Genomic DNA, 21191 nt, shown 5'->3' with positions numbered 1-21191 from the left:
CGACTCTCATCGCGCTAGGGTCCGAACAGCAGCGTTTGCCAGACGCGACACGCTGCGCATGAGGTGCACGTCCCGCGAGAGAGGAACAACCCTCCATGAGCCGACCATCCACCACGATCGACCCTGCCGCGCCGGTGCTCGTCACAGGTGCCAGCGGCTACATCGGCAGCTGGATCGTGCGTACGGTGCTCGAAGCCGGACACACCGTTCACGGCACGGTACGAAACCCGAACAAGGCATCCGGCCTCGAGCACCTACACAAGCTGTCCGACGAACACCCCGGCCGACTGAAGCTCTTCAAAGCCGACCTCCTCGAACCCGGCAGTTTCGACGAGGCGATGAAGGGGTGCGAGCTCGTCATGCACACCGCGTCGCCGTTCCTGATCTCCGGCTTCAAGGACGCCGAAGAGGCGCTGGTCCGTCCGGCGCTGGAAGGCACCCGCAACGTGCTGGATTCCGTCAACCGCACCGACACCGTCAAACGGGTGGTGCTGACCAGCAGCGTGGTCGCGATCTACGGCGACGCCCGTGAATCGCAAGATGTCCCCAACGGCGTGTTCACCGAGGAACACTGGAACACCACCAGCAGTGCCGACCACCAGCCGTACCCCTATTCCAAAACGGTCGCCGAGCGGGAGGCCTGGCGTTACCAGCAGGACCAGGATCGCTGGGACCTGGTGACCATTCATCCCGGCCTGGTGCTCGGTCCGTCGTTGACCAGTGGCAGCGACTCGGCCAGCCTGAGCACGATGAAGCAATTCTTCGACGGCACCATGCTGGCCGGGGCGCCGGACATGGCCACCGGCCTGGTGGACGTGCGCGACGTTGCGGATGCGCACCTGCGCGCCGGTTTCACTCCCGAGGCGCATGGACGCTACATCGCCAACGCTGACACCCTGACCTTCCTGGAGATCGGCAAGGTGCTGCGCCGACGGTTCGGCCCGTTCTATGCGTTCCCGAGGACGACGGCGCCCAAGGTGGTCTTCAAGGCCATCGCTCCGGTCGTCGGACTCACCAGAAAATTCGTCGACCGCAACGTCGGCTACCCGCTGGCATTCGACAACACCCGCAGCCAGAAGGAACTGGGTTTGACGTATCGGCCGGTCGAGCAGACCATCACCGATCACTTCCAGCAGATGCTCGACGACGGCCTGGTTCAACGTATTCCGGGAATTTCCAAACTCTAGTTGGCGTGCGCTGCCGCCTCTTGAATGAGTTGGAAGCGCGACGTGATGCCAAGTTTGGTGTAGACGTGCGACAGGTGGGCCTGCACCGTGCGGGGCGAGACAAAGAGGCGGGCAGCGATGTCTTTGTTGCCCAGTCCCTCGGTGACCAACCGGACCACATCGAGTTCGGCCGGGGTTAAGGACGCCCAGCCGCTGGACCCGCGTTTGCGCTCACCTCGGCCGCGCTGGGCGTAGCTTATTGCTTCTTCGGTGGTCAGTGCCGCGCCTTCTGCCCAGGCCGCATCGAACTCATTCTGTCCCATCGCATCTCGCAAGGTGGCGACTGTTGCCTCATAGGCGGCCTGATGGATCTGGAAACGCGCTCCACCCATTCGCCGGCGCCACGCGTCCGCCGCGCCCAGTAACCTCGCCGACCGGGAGGTCTCGGATTCCCGGATCAACTGGGCGAGGAACTCTAGAGTGTCGGGGAGATGCAGATAGATGCCGCAAGCTGTCGAACGGGACAGGGCGTCATGAGCGTCGCGCTCTGCTTGCTCTGCAAGGCCTTGTGCCGCAGCGACTCTGGCGCGTGCCAGAAAGGCCATCACGGAGTACCAGCCCGTCGCGACGGCGACGGCCTCGTCCGCCCACGCACGCGCAACGTCCAGCTCTCCGCGCAGTCTGGCCACCTCGACTGCGTTGAAAGGGCGCTGGGCCACCGCACTCTCGGGCTGCGCGAGACTGAGATATCGCCACGCCGCCTCGCTGGCCTCCTGCGCGGTCGCGACATCCCCAGCCGCCAAGGCCGCGGCGGCCAACGTCACGCTGCCGATTCCGAGGAAGTATTCGCCGACATCCGGTGCGACCTGGAGCGCCGCTGCAGCAGTGCCCCGGGCCGCGGCTGCGTCACCGCCATACGCCTGAGCGACACCTAGGCCCATGAGCGACAACGGCCGGTGAAACTCGTCCAGCGTTGCTTCACCTTCGGCCACCACAGCACCGAGTTGTTCGACAGCAGAGCGCAAATCACCTCCCATCAAGTGCGACATCCCCAGGCTCAGGCGACATTGACGCGCGTCGAATCCGTTTCCAATGGCGGCAGCGAGATTGCACCCCTCCTCTGCGGCTGCCCTGGCGGCAATCGGGTCACCAAGGAGGACAGCGGTGTTCGACTGCTGCGCGAGGATGTGGCTCAACCTCCACGTGTCACCTATTTCACGAGCGAGGCCGGTCGCCTCGGCGAAGAAGGCACTAGCTGCCTCGGCATCGAAACTTGCACCCCCCGCCCCAACGCCGCAGGCGGTCAGGACGCGGGCCAATAAGGCTCGATCATCGATATCGCGCGCCATCGTCAGCGCGCGCTGGGCGGGAGACTCGGTGTAGGCGACAAAAGTGATAAGCATGGCCTTATCGGCGAGCGCACACGCGAGTGTCGCCGCCGACACCGCCGGCGGCTCCACATCGTCGGTGAGCGCGGCATCGAACCATGTACAAGCTTCCAACATGCGGCCGCGGCTGTGCCACAAGGGTTGCAGTGAAGAGGCGAGATTCAACGCGCGCTCTCGGTCGGAATTCTCCAGACTCCATGCAAAGGCGCTCCGCAGGTTGTCCATCTCGGTCTCCGCCTGCTGTATGCGCCACTCGTAGTCGGCACGGGCCGGTGCGTCGAGCAACGCGGCAAACGCGGCGTAGTAATCGCGGTGACGATCGCGGGTGCGATCGGATTCGCCGGACTCGCTCAACTTCTCTTGTGCGTACTGGCGGACGGTTTCCAACATCCGGTATCGGGTCCGACTGCCGGTGTTTTCGGCCACGACGAGCGACTTCTCTACGAGCAGGGTGAGCTGGTCCATGACTTGGTGCCGCTCAATGGCATCGCCGCTGGCGACCGTCAGGGCCGCTTCCAGATCGAATCCGCCGAGAAATACTGCAAGCCTCCGGAATAGGATCCTTTCGGTTTCGGTCAACAGTGCGTGTGACCACTCCACCGACGCGCGTAAGGTTTGCTGACGGCGCACCGCAGTTCTAGAGCCACCGGTCAGCAGCCGGAACCGGTCATGAAGCCCGTCAACGATTTCCGTTACCGTGAGTGTCCGCACCCGAGCCGCTGCCAGTTCGATCGCCAGTGGCATGCCGTCCAAGCGAGCACAGATCTCGGCCACCACGGCGGTGTGCTCGTCGGGGACGGCGAAGCCTGCCTTCGCCAGCTTCGCGCGGTCCGTGAACAACGCGATGGCATCATCGGAGAGACCCAGAGACGGCACCTGCCAGGTCGCCTCACCCGTCACGCCCAGCGGCTCGCGGCTCGTGGCCAGGACGGTGAGTCCTGTTGCCCTGGAGAGCATCTCGGTTGCAAGACGGGCACTCGCGTCGATTAGGTGCTCACAATTGTCCAGCACGATCAGCAGCTGCCGGCCACCGATGAAGCGCAATAGGGTGTCCGTCGTGGAGCGGCCCGGTTGATCCGGTAATCCGAGTGCGCGTGCCGCCGTCACCGCGACGACATCAGGGTGAGTGATCGGTGCCAGATCGACGTAGAACACTCCATCTGAGAACTCGGTGGCGACCTCAGCGGCAACGTGTACAGCCAGCCGTGTCTTGCCCACACCCCCGGCTCCTGTCAGCGTGACCAACCGCGCGGTAGCTAAAGTTTCCCGGAGGTTCGCCGTTTCCGCTTGGCGCCCAACAAAACTCGTCAGTTGTGGCGGCAAATTATGGGCGCGGCTCGGGCCTTGTGTTCGGAGCGGCGGGAAGTCGTTGCGCAGGTCGGGATGACACAGCTGCGCGACCCGCTCGGGCCGGGGCAGATCGCGCAGTGGGTGGCTGCCGAGGTCCGTCAACGACGCATCGGCCGGGAGCTGATCGATGACCAAATCGCTTGTCACGGAGGATAATACGGTCTGACCGCCGTGAGCGAGGTCGCGCAGCCGGGCGGTGCGGTTGATCGTGGGTCCGACGTAGTTCCCCTCGTCGCGTAGCCGCACCTCGCCGGTGTGAACGCCGATGCGCAGCTTGATCGGCGCAAGCGGGGCGCGCTGCAGGTCCACGGCGCAGGCCACGGCGTCGGAAGCGCGCGCGAACGCGACGACGAAGCTGTCGCCTTCGCCCTGTTCCACCGGCCGGACCCCATGACGCACGGCGATCGCGTCGGATACCGCCCGGTCCAATCGGGCGATGGCCGCCGCCATCTGGTCAGGTTGGGTCTCCCACAGCCGGGTCGAGCCCTCGACGTCAGCGAGCAATAGTGTCACCGTTCCGGTTGGCAGCTCGCTCATGGCAACGTCGCTCCGCTCGATCTCGCTCATGGTAACCAGCGTGCGTCGATGCACGGCGCGAAACATCAGCCAAATGGCTGATTGGTGTACGCGTCTACGTGCGTCGCGCAGTTAGGCATTTAGGCCGATGACCGGCGACCAGCCGATTCGGATAGTCGACGCCATGACCGAACTACCGGTTCTCTCCTACGAGGACGCGCCGGATCCCGAGACAGCTCACCTGATCATCCGAGCGGCCCGGCAGCGTTCGCCGATCGCCCTGGGCCCCTACGGGCCCGAGGTCCTCACCTATGGCCTGGTGCGCACCGTGCTGCGCGATGCCCGCTTCGCCATGCCGCGTGGCGTCGGCCTGATGGTGCAGGGCATCACTGACGGCCCGGTGTGGGACCGGGTGACCAAGCTGCTGGTGAGCCTCGACGGCGCCGAACACCGCCGACTGCGACGGCTGGTGTCGCGCGCGTTCACTCCACGCGCCGCGGATCGGATGCGCGCCGCATGCGTCGACGTCATCACCGAGCTCGTCGATGCCTGCTCACCCGGCCGCTGCGACGTCGTCGCGGAGATCGCGCGGCCGTACCCGGTGCCGATCATCTGCGCACTGCTGGGTGCGCCTCGCGACGACTGGCATCTGTTCTCCCGCTGGGCTGATGACGTCAGCAAAGCGTTCGGAGTTAACGTTGCCGCGGAGACGCCGGCCATCCTGGGCGCATGGGAACAACTCGAGTCCTACGTCGAGGGCTTCGTCGCCGCACGGCGACACTGCCTGACCGATGACCTGATTTCCGAGCTCATCCGCACCGAAGACGACGGCGACCGACTGAGTCACGATGAACTGGTCAACCTGGTGGTGATCCTGCTCAACGCCGGAACCGACACCACCCGCAACCAGTTGGCGGCCGCGGTTCAGGTCTTGGCCGACCATCCCGACCAGTGGGCACTGCTCGCCAAGCATCCGGAGCTGGCACCGCACGCCGTCGAGGAACTCATCCGGCACACCCCGATCACCTTCACTACGGTCCGCGTCGCCACCGAAGACGTCGAACTCGACGGCATCCTCATCCCGGCGGGCACCTGCGTCATGGCCAACACCGCCTCGGCCAATCGGGATCCCGCGGTCTACGACGATCCGGACCGCCTCGACATCACCCGCGTGGCGCCGCCGGCCATCCTGACCTTCGGCGGCGGCGTCCACTACTGCCTCGGGGCACACCTTGCGCGAGTCGAACTCACCGAGGCGCTGCGCGTCATCGCCAGTCGTATCAGTAACCCGCGCCGGACCGGCCCCGTGCCGTGGCGGCCGATGGTTGAAATCTCAGGTCCCACAACGCTTTTGATGGAGTGGATTCCCTAGGACCTACTTTGGCGGCATCCGGATGCCGCCGTCGACCCGGACCACCTCTGCGTTCATGTAGGAGTTGGTGATCAGTTCGATGACCATCGACGCCAATTCGTCGGGCTTGCCCAGGCGATGCGGAAACAGCACCGATTGACCCAGTTTCGCCTTGAACGCCTCGGCGTGTTCACCCTCGCCGTAGATCGGGGTGTCGATGAGGCCGGGTGCCACGGTGTTGACCCGGATGCCGACCGCGGACAAGTCGCGTGCCACCGGCAGGGTCATCCCGACGACGCCGCCCTTCGACGACGAATAGGCCGCCTGACCGATCTGGCCGTCGAAAGCCGCGACGCTGGTCATGTTGACGATGGCGCCGCGTTCGCCGCCCTCGGTCGGCTCGTTTCGGCTCATCATCGTGGCGGCCAACCGAATGCAATCGAAGGTGCCGACCAGGTTGATCGCGAGCACCTTCTTGTAGGCGTCCAGATTGTGCGCGGAGGCGAACTCGCCGTCCTTGCCGATGGTGCGCTGTGCCCACCCGACACCCGCCGAATTCACGAGGGCTCGTAACGGGCCGAGATCGGCTGCGGTGTTGACGGCGTCCTCGATCTGCTCGGTGTTCGTCACGTCGACGCTGACGAACACGCCGCCGATGTCGTGTGCCAGTTCCTGCCCGCGTTCTGCTTGCAGATCGGCGACGACGACTCGGGCGCCCTTGGCGGCCAGTTGCCGGGCGGTGGCGGCCCCGATACCCGATGCCCCACCGGTGACGATTGCGCTAGCTCCGTTGATATCCACGGTGAGCACGTTACGTCACTCGGCGATGACGGTTGCCGGGCCGTCGACTGGGCTTGCCGCCAACGCCGGTCCGTCACTGCGTGTACCGCCCAGCAGGTTAGCTAGAAGTATTGGTTGCGATGGTGACGGCTTGCATCAGCCACGCAGCCGGTCTTCGCTAGCGTCGGCGACGATGGTCTTACCCTCGGTTCCGACGTCGAAAACGAGCGCCTGCAGTCCGGACCGGTCAGGTGGTGCGTGCATCGACGACTGTTCGACTGCTGCGAAATCGTCTCGGGCTGAACATTATTGAGGAGCAGCTACGCCGCCGTTACGCCTGCAGCGTGGGGAGCTGCGGGTTGGTCAGGTAGACGGGAATACCCGCATCAGGAATCACAAAGGCCTGGGTGAATTGCTGAGCACCCACACCGCCGTCACCAAATAGCGTCCCGAAGGGATCCAAGAACGCGGCACCCAACTGCGCCAGCGTGGGCAACTGCGGGTTGGTGAGATAGGTCGGAATACCCGCATCCGGAATCACAAAGGCCTGGGTGAACGGCGCAATGAACGCCTGGCCCCCGACGCCACCGTCGCCCAAGGTCGGATCCAAGAACGCGGCACCCAACTGCGCCAGCGTGGGCAACTGCGGGTTGGTGAGATAGGTCGGAATACCCGCATCCGGAATCACAAAGGCCTGGGTGAACGGCGCAATGAACGCCTGGCCCCCGACGCCACCGTCGCCCAAGGTCGGATCCAAGAACGCGGCACCCAACTGCGCCAGCGTGGGCAACTGCGGGTTGGTGAGATAGGTCGGAATACCCGCATCCGGAATCACAAAGGCCTGGGTGAACGGCGCAATGAACGCCTGGCCCCCGACGCCACCGTCGCCCAAGGTCGGATCCAAGAACGCGGCACCCAACTGCGCCAGCGTGGGCAACTGCGGGTTGGTGAGATAGGTCGGAATACCCGCATCCGGAATCACAAAGGCCTGGGTGAATTGCTGAGCACCCACACCCCCGTCACCAAAAAGCATCCCGAGTGGATCCAAGAGGCTACTACTGACTTTATTGACCTGCACCACAGCCTGGTTCACCGCAGTGGTTGCGCCCGAAGCAACGCTGGCCAGGTTGCTGGACTCGGCAGCCACATATGCATTTGCCCCGGCAAGCAGTGTACGAGTAAATCGGTCGAAGCACCCCGCGGCCTGCTTGGCCGCAGCCTGATACTGCTGACCATGGTGGCCGAACAACTTTGCCAGCGTCCCGGAGATTTCGTCGGCGGCCGCAGGGTCCAGCTGGCTGGTGGGAAATGCCGCAGCATTGTTCGCCGCATTTAAAGTCCCCCCGATAGACTCTAAATCAGCTGTCGTTGAAACCAACGCGTCAACAGATGCAAGCACGAACGACATCTTCTGATCCTACGGGTTGGTGGCCTAAGTTCCGGTCAGTTACGGCACCCAGGAAGCGAAACCTGATTGCCGACTGCGAGCCGAAATATTACACCGGGCAGGCGGGTGCATCTAGAGATCGACGGAAGTGTCTTTTCGGGCCACAGCGACACACCCTCAGCTGCTCTTCGGCGGATTCGCGCAGATCAACACGGTTCGAGGCGGATCTGCTGAGGGCGAAAACGGGTTCAGCAGTCTAGCGGCTTGAGCCGGAAATTTTTCCGGAGATATACGTTGTCGGATTCGAAGACTTCGTCAGCAGCCTTGATCCGGGGGGCTCGGACGTCACTTTTCAGCGCCAGCGCCAAGCCATTCTGCGACGGCATTACGGTTTCCTCCTCACAGGTGAGAATGGCAGTAACCGCGGTGTCGTAATCACACCTGAGCACTTATCGCGGATCGTCGTCACAAAATCAATCCACGGTTACAAACCGTCAACGCCAAATTCTGGCATCATCAATGAACGTGCAGCGCCGCCATCTCCAAGATGGTGGTTACTGGGCCGCCGAAGCTATCTGGAGGTCAACCGCAGGAACTCCCGGCGCCGCGCAAGCACGCTGGGTAGCCACGGACCGACCTCAGCGGCGTCCACCCATTCGGTGCGCTCCAGCAGCATCCGTAGCACGGTCGCAGCCTCCAGGCGCGCCAGCGGGGCACCCAGGCAGAAGTGGATACCTTTGCCAAAACTCATGTGCCCCTTGCTTTTTCGGCGATCCAGCCGGAATTCTTCGGGGGCCTCGAAATGATCCGGATCACGATTCACCGCACCCCACAGCAACAGCACCCGGGAGTCCTTCGGCAAGGCAGTGCCGGCCAATTCCGTGTCGCGCAGGACGTGGCGGTAGTGGGCGCGGAACGGCGGCTCCAGACGCAGCGTCTCCTCGATGAACGCCCCGAGCAGATCGGGCTGCTCGCGAATTCTCCGCTGCAGGTCTGCGTCGGTGGCCAGGATTTCCACCGCGGTGCCCAGCAGCGATGCGGTCGACTCCCCGCCGGCGCTGAACAGGGAGACCAGTATCAGCTGGGCGGTAAAAGCGTCGAGGTCACCGGCTGCTTGCCCCGTGGCCAGCGCGCCGATCAGATCCTCACCCGGGTCGGTGGCAGCCTGTTGCATGCGCGTGGTGATATAGGTGCTCAGCTCGCCGATGGCCGCCATCGACGCGGCCAAGTCGTCGCCCGACATCAGTCCGTCGAGCAGTTGGGTGCTGGCGTAGCCCCATCGCGCCAACTGGTCGGCGTCGGCCTCGGGGACACCGATCAGCTCGGCGACGATGGTCATCGGCAACCGGTTGGCGACGCCGTCCATCCACTCAATGGTGCCTTCGTCGGCCGCTGCGGCCCAAAGACTTTCGAAGACTTGCACGATCAGGGGCTGTAAAGCCTGCACCCGTTTGGCGGTGAAGTGGGAGAGCATCAGCTTGCGGTGTGCGGCGTGCACCGGGTCGTCCGCGGTGACCAGGATGTGGGCGCGGCCGCCCACGCCGTCCATCGGGAAGGGGACCACACCGCCATCGGGCGTGAAGGTCATCGTCGCGGTCAGATTCGAGGAGAAGACCTCGGGCCGGGTGACTACGTCGGTGATCGCCGGCCAGCTGCTGATCAGAAAGAAATCCGAATCGCCGACGCGGTGCACCCCGCCGTCGTTACGCAACCGGGCGTACAGGGGGTACGGGTCCTGGATTGCCGCGTCACCGAAAAAATCGACGGGGTCGATTCTGGCGGTCATGGCGTGGACGGTAGCAACTGCTGGGCCGGTCGCCTGAAGCTTGAGCCAGATTGACCCGGACGACGGACCTGCGTGTCGAGTTCGGGACGCAAGCGTTGTCATGGCGGAGCTAATGGCCGTGCGCCGGGTGACGGTGCCGCCGGACGCATGTCTTCCAGGGTTTCGGCCATACGCGCCGACACCGTCTGCAGACCCCTGAAGGTCGCACCATGACCTTGAACGACGTGATCCGGTGATCGGCGTTCCAGTGCACTATGTCCACGCCCTCGATCTGCTTGCCATCGAGCTCGACGGCGAATTCCAGTACGGCGGAATCGCTTTGGATCCATTGCGCGACATAGCGGAAATCGGTACCGGTGAAGAGGTGTTCTGCTGCCAGAAGAAAGCCGGTCACCCTGGCTCGCCCCTGTTTGGGCGTGTATACCGCTGGTGAGTAGAACCTCACGTCCTTAGCCAGCAAATCGTCGAGAACCTCGGCATCGCGGCTGTTCATGAAATCGAACCAGCGTTCGACGGCAGGCGCGGTCACGACGCCACCGCGGCGGTCGCACCGGTCAGCATGCCTGCCAGTCGCCCGGTGATGAGATCCTGCGCCTCGTCCACGATCCGTGTCACGAGTTCTCCTACGGCAGGAATGTCGTCGATGAGACACATCGACGTGCCGATCCACCAGATGCCGGCTTCGAGATCACCCGTCTCGTAGACCGTTCGGCCGCAGGCTCCGGAGACGAGGTGGCGGACGTCAGCGAAGGTTCCACCCCGCTTGAGGATGTCGACCGCTTCCCGCGACACCGTGCGCAGACGTGTCGGTGCGTGGGTAGCCGCTGGGGCCGTCATCGAGGAGCCATCGAGGCTGAGCCCACGGCACAAACGGTTCGGCTGGGTCCAAATGTGTTGAGCGAGAACGCTGCCGCCAGGAAGCGGCTCGAACGTGCAACGATTTGCGGTTGACCGTCAGCGATGTCGGAGCAGAAGGGTGCGTTGGTGAAGAAGTAGTCGCTCATCTTCGCGTGTGCGCCGTGATTGACAGCGGCCGGTGGCGACGCCGTCGAGATAGGGGATTACACGAATCTGTGTGGGCGTGTTGATCTTTGCCTGCTGTACCAACGCATGGTCGTCGAGCAACCGTGTACACAGCACCCCGACCTGGCGAGGCGCCAGAGTGTCGCACAGGTGCTACGCTCGTGGAGTGCGCAGCGAAATCAGCCAGCGCGAGTTGCGCAACAACAGTGGTGACATCATGCGCCGACTCGACGAGGGTGAGGCGTTCATCGTGACTCGCAACGGCGTTCCAGTCGGGGAACTGGTACCGCTGCGGCGGCGGCGCGTCGTGAACGGGTCGGCGTTGGCGGAAGCGTTCCGCGGCGCTCCGCGCGTCGACTATGGGCGGTTGCGTGAGGACCTCGACCGGTGTGTCGATCAGGAGATCTCCCCGCGTGGCTGAGACGAAGAGCGGCCTACTCGATACATCGGTCGTAGTCGACCTGGACGTCATTGAGCCGGCCGCTTTGCCCGCTGAGGCTTCTGTCAGCGCGGTCACGATGGCTGAGCTCTCTGCTGGTCCGCACGCCACCGACGACCCCGACGAACGGGCGCGTCGACAGGACCGGCTGCAGCAGCTTGAGTCCTGGGTGGAGCCCGTACCCTTCGACGGTGACTGCGCGAGAGCATATGGGCGGATCTACGCCGCCGTTCTGGCTGCGGGGCGCCAGCCCCGGCGGCGCGCCGTCGACCTGCTCATCGCCGCGACCGCGCTGGCCGCGGGCCTGCCGCTCTACACGCGCAACGCCAACGATTTTGACGGCCTTGAGCAGATCGTCAAGGTCGTGACCGTCTAGTATCCGAGACCGCTTGGTTGCGGCGGAATCAGCACTTCCCAGCGGCCGTGTACGCGCCGCGCACCAAGAAGATGCGGTGAAGCTCGCCGTGCGCGACTACGTCGAGCGCTTTCGGCGCATCGAGGCGCTCGCTCGGTCCCGTAAACATGCCGAAGGGTGGGACTACGAGGGTTGGCGTGCCGTCCGCGCCGATGAGAAGGCCCTCGGCAGTTGATCTTCTTCCTCGCCGATTCATCGGCCGTCTGGCGGATTCAATGGCAGCCGGAGCTGCCCTCGGCGCGGTTGAGGCCTGATTTCGTCGCGGACGTGGTTGCGAGCTGAAATTCGCACGATTCAACGCAGCGGGGCCAGGCTCCGAGTCGGCCGAGGACCAAGAAAGTCACCTGTTGCCATCGGTGATGTACTCCATATTCCGGAGGCCTGCGACGCTATCGATCGCCGTAAGTTTTGTACGTTCTGTGGTTGTCATAGTGGATGGCGTGAGGGGGTGAATGGTGGCGCCGCTCGATGTGAACCCTGGCGAACTCTCGGCTGCCGGTGACAAGCTTTCCGCGGGTGGCGATCGGTTGGTTGCGGCCCTGTCGGCCCTCACGTCGGGCATTGCTGGGGTGAATGCGGGTCACGAGGCGCGGGTGTGCATTTCGGCACGGAGTGCCTCAACGCCGGCAGAGGGGTTCTCGGTGCGGGGTCTGCGGCGGTCAACGCCTGTCGGCGGATGGCGTATGGAATCAAGATGTCCGCGTACAACTATGCGCTGAGCATTGCGATGTCGATTCCCGGCGGAGGTCAGCCGTCGTTGTCGATTCCGCCGTGCCCTGCCGCCCAGCAGGCGCCGGCGATGGCGAGCCCGTTCGGGCCGGGAGTTGCGGCTCCGGTGTTGTGGACGATCGTGGAGGCTTTCGTCGGCGAAGTCTGGCCCGATGGCAACCCGGCTTCGTTGCGTGCCGCGTCGGGGGCATGGACGACCTACGGCGGCGCGCCGGCGGGTCCAGAGCCGCCGCAACGTGCTGCGATAACCAGCGAGCATCCGGACGGTCCAGCGCCGCCCACCCAGCCCGGCATGCCGGCCGCCGAAGTCAAGCCGACCCCGGCACAGCCGGGGCCACCGGTGGAGCATCCCGGTGGCCACGAACCCGCGCAACCGACCCGCCCGTCGTACACGGAGCCTGCGCCGGCCGCCTCGCACCCACCGACCGAACCAGTGCACACACCGGCGGCAGAGCCTGCACCCACTTCCCATGCGCCCAGCGAGCCCATGTCGGCGCCGTTGACCGAACCGGCGCCCCGTTGTACACAGTCCCGCGGAGTTTCATGAGGCGCCTCTCACTGAGCGGCCGGCTGGCGAGCACCCAGGCACACACCTGCTGGATGACGCACCCGAGTCACCGCATCCTGCAGCACCGGCCACCGGGCACCCTCCCGCCGACCGGTCTCAAGTCCTCACCACGAACCGCCGGGTGTACCGCACACCAATCCCGCGGCGCCGCACCCGTACGCGCCCGTCGAGCCGATCCGCCCGGTCGAGGCATCACCGCCTGCGACACACCCGCCCGCCCACCACGCCCCGGCGGTGTCCGAGGCGGCTGGCCGACCCGCGGCGGCCGCCGGTGACGGGGCTCGCGTTCCGGCGCATGGGCCGGAGCCGGCCAAGACGGCCCCGCTAGCGTCGAGTGAGGCTGCGGGGCCGCGCGGGTTCGCGTCGGAGGTTCGCGGCGCACCCGCCGAGGGTGCGCATGGCCCGGTGGATGCGCCGGCCGCGGTCTCGCCGGGTCAGGGTCATGGCCCGCCGGAGCCACCAGGTGATCATCCTCCCACCCCTGAAAATGCTCAGGACCCGTTCACCTTGGCCGAGCGTGATCGCGGGATCGGTGAGCAGGCGCGGGAGCCGGGCCGTTCTGTTGAGCCTGCGGACCGGTGTGCGGCGGGTGAACCGGTGGATATGGCCACCGGTGAGTATTTCTTGCCGATGACCGATGTGGAGTTGCCCGGGGTGTTGGCGTTGGTGTTGACCCGCCAGCACCGCTCCCAGTGGCGGCGCGGGGTATGGTTCGGGCCGTCGTGGACCTCGAGTTTCGATGCGCGGGTGGTGGTCACCGAGCAGGGCGTTACCACCGTGGACGCCGAGGGCACGATGCTGGTGTTCGATCATCCGGGTGTCGATAGGCCGAGTCAGCCGCTGCGTGGGCGGAACTGGTTGCTGTTTAAAGCTATTGACGGCGGATACCGACTGTTTAGTCAGGACAGCGACCGCAGTTACCACTTCGAGCCTCAGGGCGGGCTGCACGGAACGGATCTGGCCGTGGGGGTGGTGTCGATCTCGGCGATCACCGACCGCCACGGCAACCGGATCCGTTTTCATTACAGCGACACTGGGATCCCGGTCGCGGTGACCCATTCCGGCGGGTATCGGGTGGATGTGCACTGCGATGGGGCCCGGATCACCGGTTATGACCTGGCCGACCCCGCCGGCGGGGGCGGTATTGCGTTGCGCCGCTTCACCTATGCGGGTGGGGATCTGGTTTCTGTGATCGACGGGTGCGGGGCCGCCACGTCGTTTGCCTATGACGGTGAGCATCAGATGATCGGCTGGACGGATGCGACCGGGGCGCGGTATGAGAACGTCTATGACGGCGCGGGGCGGGTCGTCAGCCAGCAGGGCAGCGGCGGGGTGTGGGCGGGCACCTTCGATTACCTGTCGACCCCGGAGGGTTTGGTGTCGACCTACACCGACGCCTACGGTGGGCAGACCGCGCATGAGTTCGATGCTGATCTGCGGCCGCGGCGGGTGCGCGATCGGCAAGGCCGGCTCACTGTCACCGAATTCACCCGGTGGCGCGACCCGCTGGTGGTGACCGACCCCGCCGGTGCGGTGACCCGCTATGAGTACACCGAGCACGGTGACGTCGCGGCGGTCACCGATGCGTTGGGTGGGGTGACCCGGTTCGGGTATGCCGGCCCGGGGCGTGTGAATGTGGTGGTGCGCCCAGGCCGTTCGCCGGTGTCGGTGAGCTACGACGACGCCGGCAACGTGGTCGCGGTCACCGCCGATCAGGCGACGCGGCGCTTCGAATACGACGGTGCGGGTGCGCTGATCGCGATCACCGATGAGGAAGGCCGGCGCAGCGCGATCACCGTGAACGCGGCCGGGTTGGCGACCCGCATCACCGACGCCGGCGGGTTCGTCACCGTCATCGACTACGACGCGTTCGGTCGCGCGGTCGCGATCACCGACCCGAACGGGTATCGCACCCGGGTACGCCGCGACGCCGAAGGCCGCGTGCGCCACCGCGTCGCCGCCGACGGCACCGCGCAGTCCTGGGCCTACGACGGGGAAGGCAACTGTGTGTCCCATGTCGACGAACTCGGCGCACAGACCCGCTTCGAATACGGCTACTACGACAAACTCACCGCCCAGATCGCCCCCGACGGCTCGCGCACCACCTACCGCTACGACACCGCGCGCCGCCTGGTCGAGGTGCTCAACCCCGACGGGCTGAGCTGGCGCTACACCTACCACCAAGATGGCCGCCTAGCCTCCGAAACCGACTTCAACGGCGCCACCACCACCTACCGCTACGACACCGCGGGCCGGCTGGCCGAGAAGACCAACGCCGCGGGCCAGGCCCTCCGCTACACCTACGACGCACTCGGGCGCGCGCTCACCGAAACCACCGGCGACGAGGTCACCCGGTTCCGGTACGGGATTGATGGGGAGCTGAGCGGGGCCGCCAACGCCCACGGCACCGGCACCTATCGGCGAGACCGGGATGGGCGGACCCACACCCACACCTGGAACCAGCACACGGTGACGGCGTCGTTCAATGCCGCCGGTCAACTCATCGGGGTGCGCAGCCCCAGCGGGGTGCACACCGACTACCGCTACGACCACCGCGGCGCCCTGAGCGGGGTGCTCAGCGCCGGCCGGGTCATCGATGTGGGCACCGACGCGGCGGGCCGGGTCACCCACACCTCGGTGGGGCGTGCGCGGGTGGCGCGCGAGTTCGACCCACTCGGGCGCCTGCTCACCCAGTCATGGCGCGGCACACCCGAAGGGCAACTCTTCCTCGGACCCACCCCGGCGCGCGAACCCGTGGTGACCGAGGCGACGTTTGCCTACCGGCCCGACGGGGCGCTGACCGCACGCACCGTCGACCAGGTACAGACCCGCTACCGCCTGGACGGTGTGGGGCGGGTCAACGCCACCACCGTCGGCGACGTCCTCACCGAACAGTTCGGCTATGACGCCACCCACAACATCACCACGGTTGGCCAACGGCCCGGACGCTGGCACTACCGCGGCACCCTGCTGCTCGATGACGGGCGCTCCCACTACACCTACGACCGCGCCGGGCGCCTGATCCGCACCGTCACCCGCCGCCTGGGCCGCACACCCGACGTCTGGCACTACCAGTGGGACGCCTACGACCGGCTGCGCACCCTCACCACCCCCGACGGCCACACCTGGATCTACGGCTATGACCCCGCCAACCGGCGCACCCACAAAACCAACACCACCACCGGGCACACCATCACCTTCAGCTGGCTCGGCAATCAACTCCTGGAACAAACCACCACCACCGGCGACACCCTCACCTGGACCTACCCGCCCCACGCGCACACCCCCCCTAGTCAACGCATTCGAGGCGGCCTACGGCACGAAGTACGCCAACGCGGTCGCCAACATCACCGAGGACCTTGACCAACTGCTGCCACGAATTCCCGGCCGTCGTGGCCGGGTCGGCTCACGGGTCGATGGCGTCCTGGTCGACGTTGCCCTTCGCGCGCACAGCCGGCCGCGTCGATCGCCGCCGCGGAATGCGCTCTGTGATCCCACTCAGCGAGTTGACCATCCTGTTGAGGGTATCGACAGCAGCCTCAAGGGTGTCAGCCGTGGGCGTCATTCTCTCCACGGCGGGCGCCAGTCGACTCAGGATCTCTGCAGCTTCGGTGAATTGTTCGAGCGGTCCATTCTTGGCCAGCAGTTTGTCGATGATGCCGTCCTCGGCAAACACCCGCTCGATGATGCCGTCCTCGGCGAACATCCGCTCTATCGGCCCGTCCTTCGCGAGGAGCCGATCGGCAAGTCCACCAGGCTCCAGGATCCGCTCTAGCGCGGAACCTTCTACGGATACCCGGTCGAGTAAACCGCCGGGCGCGGTCAACAGGTCGACAACCCCACCCGGACGTGTCAGCTTGTCCGCGGGCCCGCCGCGGACCAGAACGCGCCCCATCGCCCTGTCGTTCTCGGTCAACTCGGCGACTCGGTTGGCGCCGACGAGTGCGCCGCGCAGCGGAAACAGGTCGGTGATCGGGTCTACGGTCTTCGGTCTTTCCTCGCCCAAGGACTCCTTCACAGCCCCGAGCGCGATGGCCGCAGCGGCGAGCCCGGCGTCGGCCACCGCGACGCCGGCCCGGACAGGGGCTGTTGCTACGCCGACGATGACCTTGCTGATGTTCACGCGGCAAGTGTATGGCTCGTGGTCGTCTCCGTGGAGCGACGGCGACCGGGTGCGCGGCGGTCAATCCAGACGATGATTCACGCCGCAATGCAAGGGTTCTGAAACGAGGCCGAACTTCGCCCACCACTGTGGCGCGGCACCACAGCCGATCATCGGCGCGCAGCGGCGGCAAAGCTCTGCCGCACAAGACTTCCCGATGCTCGTGCAGCGGACGGCGTCCGCTGTGTTCGATCAGCGCGAGTTGTCCGAGCCCAGAACTTCACCCGGCCGTGGCCGTGCGAACTCGGTCGTTACCGTGGGTCACATGGTAGATGCCGCAAATCGTCGGGGCGCCAGGAACTTCGCCGCACTGGGCGTGTCGTTTCTGGCGGTGGTGCTCACCGCCGGGGTGGGTGGGCTAGCCGCCAACAGCGCCCAGCAGTACGGCCGGCTGCGGCAACCCTCGTGGGCGCCCCCCGCATGGGTGTTCGGGCCGGTATGGACCACCCTCTACGCGCTGATGGCTGTGGCGGCTTGGTTGGTGTGGCGCGGCGGACCCAGCAGCGCGACCCGGAGTGCACTGGCCGCATACGCCGCGCAGTTGGTTCTCAACGCGGCCTGGACCCCACTGTTCTTCGGACTCGGGTGGCGCGGTATCGCGTTGATCGACATCGCGATTCTGTGGGCAGTCCTTCTCGCCACTGTCGTGTTGTTCTTTCGCCGCAGCGCCGTGGCCGGATGGCTGTTGGTGCCTTACCTCCTCTGGACTACGTTCGCCCTCTGCCTGAACCTCGCCGTGTGGCAACTCAACAAGTGACCGCCCGAGCACGGGGTCTTGCCTCGTTGGGCCTGCAAGCATCTTTCGCAAGGGGAGGAGTCACCTGCCAGTGTCGGTTCCGCTTGCCGGTGGCGAGCGCCGAGATCTCTGAGTAGGTCACTAGTCGAGATTCCGGGAGATATGGCGAAGGGATCTTTCCGGTTTTCGTGGCGATCCGAGAACCGTTGTCCACGTCTGGAGCCGCGGCGGTCCTGGCCCGCGAGGCCCTTCGAGGGCTACGAGTGGCGAGTGGCGGTCGACGTCGTGACGGACGTTCTCATCGGAAGGCCGCATCGAGTCGGTCGGGGACCGTCGGGTCGTGCGACGGTAGCAGCAGGCCTGCGCTACGCAGGCGAGATTGGAGTAGCCGAACTTGGCGCATGTCGGAGTGGATACCCGCTGTCGGCGCGGCGGGATCCATGCCCGCTGCGGTGAACGAGGTGTCACCGGTGAACCAGACGTAGCCCTGATCGGTGTGCAGCCGTACCGTGACGGACCCCGGCGTATGCCCGGGGGTATGAATCGCGGTGAGACTACCGTCGCGCGTCAGGTCAACGGCTGCACCGAGATTCGTGTCCTTTCCCTCGGCGTCGACGTGGCGGATGGCCGTCGACTCGTCCCGCCATCGCCAATGCAGCGCGCCGATACGTTTCGCTGCGGCATCCTCGGCCCGAGTCGTCCAGACATCCGCAGCCGGGAAGTCCGGCACTGTGCCGGTGTGGTCGATGTGCTGGTGGGTCACCACGACCGCACGCACATTGCTCGGCCTCAGGCCGACGCTGTCGAGCTGGGTGGGAAGCGTCTGACCGTCGTCTACGTCGAGTTTGATGAATGACCGGATCACTGCACCGGTCCGCGGGTCGGGCTCCCAGGAGGTGGGGTCGTTGTATGACGGCGAGGCGCCGGCGTCGACAACGTAGAGCCCCTCCGGATGTTCGATGGCGTAGCACCAGATTGGCATGGGGGCCGCGAACTTCGGGTCGGCCAGGATCGTCAGGAAGCGCAGTGGCGCGGGGGTTCTCTCCGGTACGCAGCACACGGCGTGCGACCGCTTGACTGTCACCGTTCCGCACAACATGGCGTGCACCTCGACGGGTCGGCCGCCGACAGTGAACTGAGACTTCGCGTGGTGTCGCATACGCACTCCCTCAGTTGTTGAACATTGTTCATCTTGACCCCAGTGTTGAACACTGTCAATCTCGTGACGTGGGACGAACCGTCGGGCAACATCACGGAAGCCTCCGCCCAGCACTCATCGGTGCCGCGCTTGAACTCGTTGCCGAATCCACCGCCGAAGAAGTGACATTGCGTGCCGTGGCGCGAAGGGCCGGGGTAACCGCGTCCGCGTCGTACCACCATTTCACCGACAAAGACGCGCTGCTCGCCGCTGTGGCGCGCGACGGTTTCGATGCGCTGACACGGGTGCAGTTGGAGGTCCTGGGCCGGCGCGGGTCGGCCGGCAGAAAACTTCAAGAGATGGTCAAGCGGTACGTGCTCTTCGCGATGGCGCACCAGACCCACTACGAGTTGATGTTCAAAACTCTGCCTGCCGAGGTCGGCGGTGCTGAGGGCGAAGCACTGCGTGAGGCCGCGCTAGCTTCGTTCGGCAGGCTGGTGGAAGCGGTTCGAGCCGCCAATCCCGCATTGTCGAGCGACGAGGCCGGCGGCAAAGCCATGCTTGCATGGGCGTTAGCACACGGCGCTGTCGACGTTGGGCGTTGGGGCGGAGCCCTGGCGCCCGGGCTCACAGCTGAGGCACTTGCCTCCGACGTCGGGCGAGCGGTCGGTCAGTTGGTGAGCGGATAGTTCCAACAATGAACAGTGCCTCCCGCCGGCCGGCAAAAACGACCGCGGAGTCAACCTCGAGGGGAAAGGTGGCCGCCGGGTCGCGGACACTGCTCATCACGTGCATATGACCAGCATGCCGCCACCGGGAGCCGGGGCTCAGCTCCTCTTCGGTAGCGTTGCCTCGCGCGGCCGGCCTGGCGGCTGTATACCATCGGCGCCCGTGAAGGTGGTGGTGGCAGGTTACGGGAGCCGCGGCGATGTCGAGCCGTGCGCCGCGCTGGGACGGGAGCTGTCGCGCCGGGGTCACGAAGTGATGATGGCGGTTTCACCCGACCGGGTTGACTTCGTCGAGTCGGCGGGGCTTCGCGCGGCGCCGTACGGACCGGACACGCGAGAGCAGATGACGGCCGCGGCCAGCGTCCTTCGTACCGTTGGTCATCCGATCAGCGCGTTGCCCCACGCCGTCGAGCAGCTGAGCGCGATCTGGGCCGACAAAACCTCGACGCTGACGTCGCTGGCGCAGGGAGCCGACGTGCTCGTAGCCGGCTTTAACGAGCAGCAACTCGCCGCGAATGTCGCTGATTATCATGGCATCTCGTTGGTTGGGATGCACTTCTTCCCGCCGCAACTGGTGCCGTCCGGGCCACTGTCGGCCAGTCTTGTCGCCGGTGTTGCCAAGTCCCAGCGCCGCGCTCTGGGGTTGCCGGCGGCCGCGGGGTACGGAGCCGCCGCGCTGGAGCTTCAGGGGTATGACGAGTTCTGCATGCCGGGGGTGGCGGCAACGTGGGGACAATCGGCGGCGCGCCGGCCCTTCGTCGGGGCGCTTACGCTCTCGGCGTCGACCGACACAGACGCTCAGGTGCTGTCGTGGATCGGTGCGGGAACGCCGCCAATCTGTTTCGGGTTGGGCAGCACGCCGATCGGGTCTCCGGCCAGGTTGGGCGCCATGATCGCTGGGGCTTGCGCGCGGCTTGGTGAGCGGGCGTTGATTTGCAGCGGCCGCAACGACTTCACGGCCCTGCAGCGCGCCGACCACGTCATGGTGGTCGACACGGTGAACCATCACGTTGTGCTGCCGGCGTGCCGCGCCATGGTTCACCACGGAGGCGCCGGCACCACCGCCGCGGGCCTGCGGGCCGGGATCCCGGCGGTGGTGCTGTGGCTCTGGCTCGATCAGCCTATCTGGGCGGCGGCGCTGGAACGCCTGGAAGTTGGTGTGGCCCTTCAGCTTTCCGTCACCACCGAGGACGCGCTGACGAGGCTCCTTCGCATTGTCCTGACGGTTGAGTACGCCGATCGGGCCCGTGAGGTGGCGGCCCGGATGACGCCGGCGACGGACAGCGTCGCCATGGCCGCCGACCTGGTGCAAGACGTCGCCGGCTGCGGGCGCTCCGGTTGACGGTTCGCTGATGCGCGGTGGCCGGCACGCACCTATACCGTCACCCGATCGTGTTGACCCCACCACTGCACGGGCCGGTGAGAGTTAGCCTGGGCCCATTCGCGGGCGAGTATTCGGTGCATACCGTCGTCTACTGTCGCCTCGCCGGGGCCATCACCGATGTAGATGACGCGCCTTCCTTGGTATG

General features: G+C 65.8%; 16 protein-coding genes and 2 pseudogenes. 10 read left to right on the top strand and 8 right to left on the bottom strand.

What is annotated here, in order from left to right; genetic code table 11:
• Window positions 1–95: 95 nt before the first annotated feature.
• Window positions 96–1187 (top strand): SDR family oxidoreductase, encoded by a 1092-nt coding sequence (locus tag ACX9NE_RS01075; protein WP_459360153.1) that lies wholly within the window; start codon window positions 96–98, stop codon window positions 1185–1187.
• On the opposite strand, the gene ACX9NE_RS01070 is transcribed toward ACX9NE_RS01075, so the two are convergent.
• On the bottom strand, window positions 1184–4471 hold the full coding sequence (locus ACX9NE_RS01070; RefSeq protein WP_459360154.1) for a helix-turn-helix transcriptional regulator: 3288 nt from the start codon (window positions 4469–4471) through the stop codon (window positions 1184–1186). The two genes, ACX9NE_RS01075 and ACX9NE_RS01070, sit on opposite strands and share 4 nt — an antisense overlap.
• Before the next feature lie 133 nt (window positions 4472–4604).
• On the opposite strand from ACX9NE_RS01070, the gene ACX9NE_RS01065 reads away from it, so the two are divergent.
• Window positions 4605–5792 carry a cytochrome P450 gene (locus ACX9NE_RS01065; RefSeq protein WP_459360155.1) on the top strand — a complete coding sequence of 396 codons (1188 nt, stop codon included), beginning with the start codon at window positions 4605–4607 and terminating at the stop codon, window positions 5790–5792.
• A gap of 3 nt (window positions 5793–5795) precedes the next feature.
• On the opposite strand, the gene ACX9NE_RS01060 is transcribed toward ACX9NE_RS01065, so the two are convergent.
• The 5 genes and pseudogenes from ACX9NE_RS01060 to ACX9NE_RS01040 all read right to left on the bottom strand — a co-directional run.
• Window positions 5796–6572 carry an SDR family NAD(P)-dependent oxidoreductase gene (locus ACX9NE_RS01060; RefSeq protein ID WP_459360156.1) on the bottom strand — a complete coding sequence of 259 codons (777 nt, stop codon included), beginning with the start codon at window positions 6570–6572 and terminating at the stop codon, window positions 5796–5798.
• A 310-nt stretch (window positions 6573–6882) separates the two neighbouring features.
• Complete coding sequence (locus tag ACX9NE_RS01055) at window positions 6883–7959, bottom strand: PE family protein (RefSeq protein ID WP_459360157.1); 1077 nt, start codon at window positions 7957–7959, stop codon at window positions 6883–6885.
• 550 nt (window positions 7960–8509) lie between these two features.
• The gene (locus ACX9NE_RS01050; protein ID WP_459360158.1) at window positions 8510–9724 is read right to left on the bottom strand and encodes a cytochrome P450; all 1215 of its coding nucleotides are present in this window, start codon (window positions 9722–9724) and stop codon (window positions 8510–8512) included.
• Between the two features lie 109 nt (window positions 9725–9833).
• Window positions 9834–10253 carry a nuclear transport factor 2 family protein gene (locus tag ACX9NE_RS01045; protein ID WP_459360159.1) on the bottom strand — a complete coding sequence of 140 codons (420 nt, stop codon included), beginning with the start codon at window positions 10251–10253 and terminating at the stop codon, window positions 9834–9836.
• Window positions 10250–10522: pseudogene (locus tag ACX9NE_RS01040) on the bottom strand (nitronate monooxygenase); the annotation flags it as partial. The pseudogene ACX9NE_RS01040 and the gene ACX9NE_RS01045, both read right to left, overlap by 4 nt.
• Window positions 10523–10913: 391 nt before the next feature.
• On the opposite strand from ACX9NE_RS01040, the gene ACX9NE_RS01035 reads away from it, so the two are divergent.
• From ACX9NE_RS01035 to ACX9NE_RS01015, 5 genes and pseudogenes are all read left to right on the top strand, one after another.
• Window positions 10914–11168 (top strand): type II toxin-antitoxin system Phd/YefM family antitoxin, encoded by a 255-nt coding sequence (locus ACX9NE_RS01035; protein WP_459360160.1) that lies wholly within the window; start codon window positions 10914–10916, stop codon window positions 11166–11168.
• Window positions 11161–11562: a PIN domain-containing protein gene (locus tag ACX9NE_RS01030; protein WP_459360161.1), complete on the top strand. Its 402-nt coding sequence runs from the start codon at window positions 11161–11163 to the stop codon at window positions 11560–11562. Before ACX9NE_RS01035 ends, ACX9NE_RS01030 begins: the two co-directional genes overlap by 8 nt.
• 73 nt (window positions 11563–11635) lie before the next feature.
• Window positions 11636–11707: pseudogene (locus ACX9NE_RS01025) on the top strand (type II toxin-antitoxin system VapB family antitoxin); the annotation flags it as partial.
• A 489-nt stretch (window positions 11708–12196) separates the two neighbouring features.
• Entirely contained in the window at window positions 12197–12877 is a 681-nt protein-coding gene (locus ACX9NE_RS01020) for a hypothetical protein (RefSeq protein ID WP_459360162.1), read from the top strand.
• Between the two features lie 426 nt (window positions 12878–13303).
• Window positions 13304–16261 (top strand): DUF6531 domain-containing protein, encoded by a 2958-nt coding sequence (locus tag ACX9NE_RS01015; RefSeq protein ID WP_459370675.1) that lies wholly within the window; start codon window positions 13304–13306, stop codon window positions 16259–16261.
• Between the two features lie 43 nt (window positions 16262–16304).
• Here the strand turns inward: ACX9NE_RS01015 and ACX9NE_RS01010 are convergent, their stop codons facing one another.
• Window positions 16305–17021, bottom strand: coding sequence for a hypothetical protein (locus tag ACX9NE_RS01010; protein ID WP_459360164.1), 717 nt, complete (start codon window positions 17019–17021; stop codon window positions 16305–16307).
• Window positions 17022–17325: 304 nt separating this feature from the next.
• On the opposite strand from ACX9NE_RS01010, the gene ACX9NE_RS01005 reads away from it, so the two are divergent.
• Window positions 17326–17817 (top strand): TspO/MBR family protein, encoded by a 492-nt coding sequence (locus ACX9NE_RS01005; RefSeq protein WP_459360165.1) that lies wholly within the window; start codon window positions 17326–17328, stop codon window positions 17815–17817.
• A 277-nt stretch (window positions 17818–18094) separates the two neighbouring features.
• Here ACX9NE_RS01005 and ACX9NE_RS01000 read toward each other — a convergent pair whose 3' ends face one another.
• Window positions 18095–18955 carry an MBL fold metallo-hydrolase gene (locus ACX9NE_RS01000; protein ID WP_459360166.1) on the bottom strand — a complete coding sequence of 287 codons (861 nt, stop codon included), beginning with the start codon at window positions 18953–18955 and terminating at the stop codon, window positions 18095–18097.
• A 68-nt stretch (window positions 18956–19023) separates the two neighbouring features.
• Between ACX9NE_RS01000 and ACX9NE_RS00995 the strand changes: the two genes are divergently transcribed.
• The gene (locus ACX9NE_RS00995; RefSeq protein WP_459360167.1) at window positions 19024–19623 is read left to right on the top strand and encodes a TetR/AcrR family transcriptional regulator; all 600 of its coding nucleotides are present in this window, start codon (window positions 19024–19026) and stop codon (window positions 19621–19623) included.
• Between the two features lie 202 nt (window positions 19624–19825).
• Entirely contained in the window at window positions 19826–21004 is a 1179-nt protein-coding gene (locus ACX9NE_RS00990; protein WP_459360168.1) for a glycosyltransferase, read from the top strand.
• The last annotated feature ends 187 nt before the right edge of the window (window positions 21005–21191 follow it).

Source organism: Mycobacterium sp. ML4 (assembly GCF_054515735.1).
This window is presented reverse-complemented; position numbering and strand designations above follow the sequence as displayed.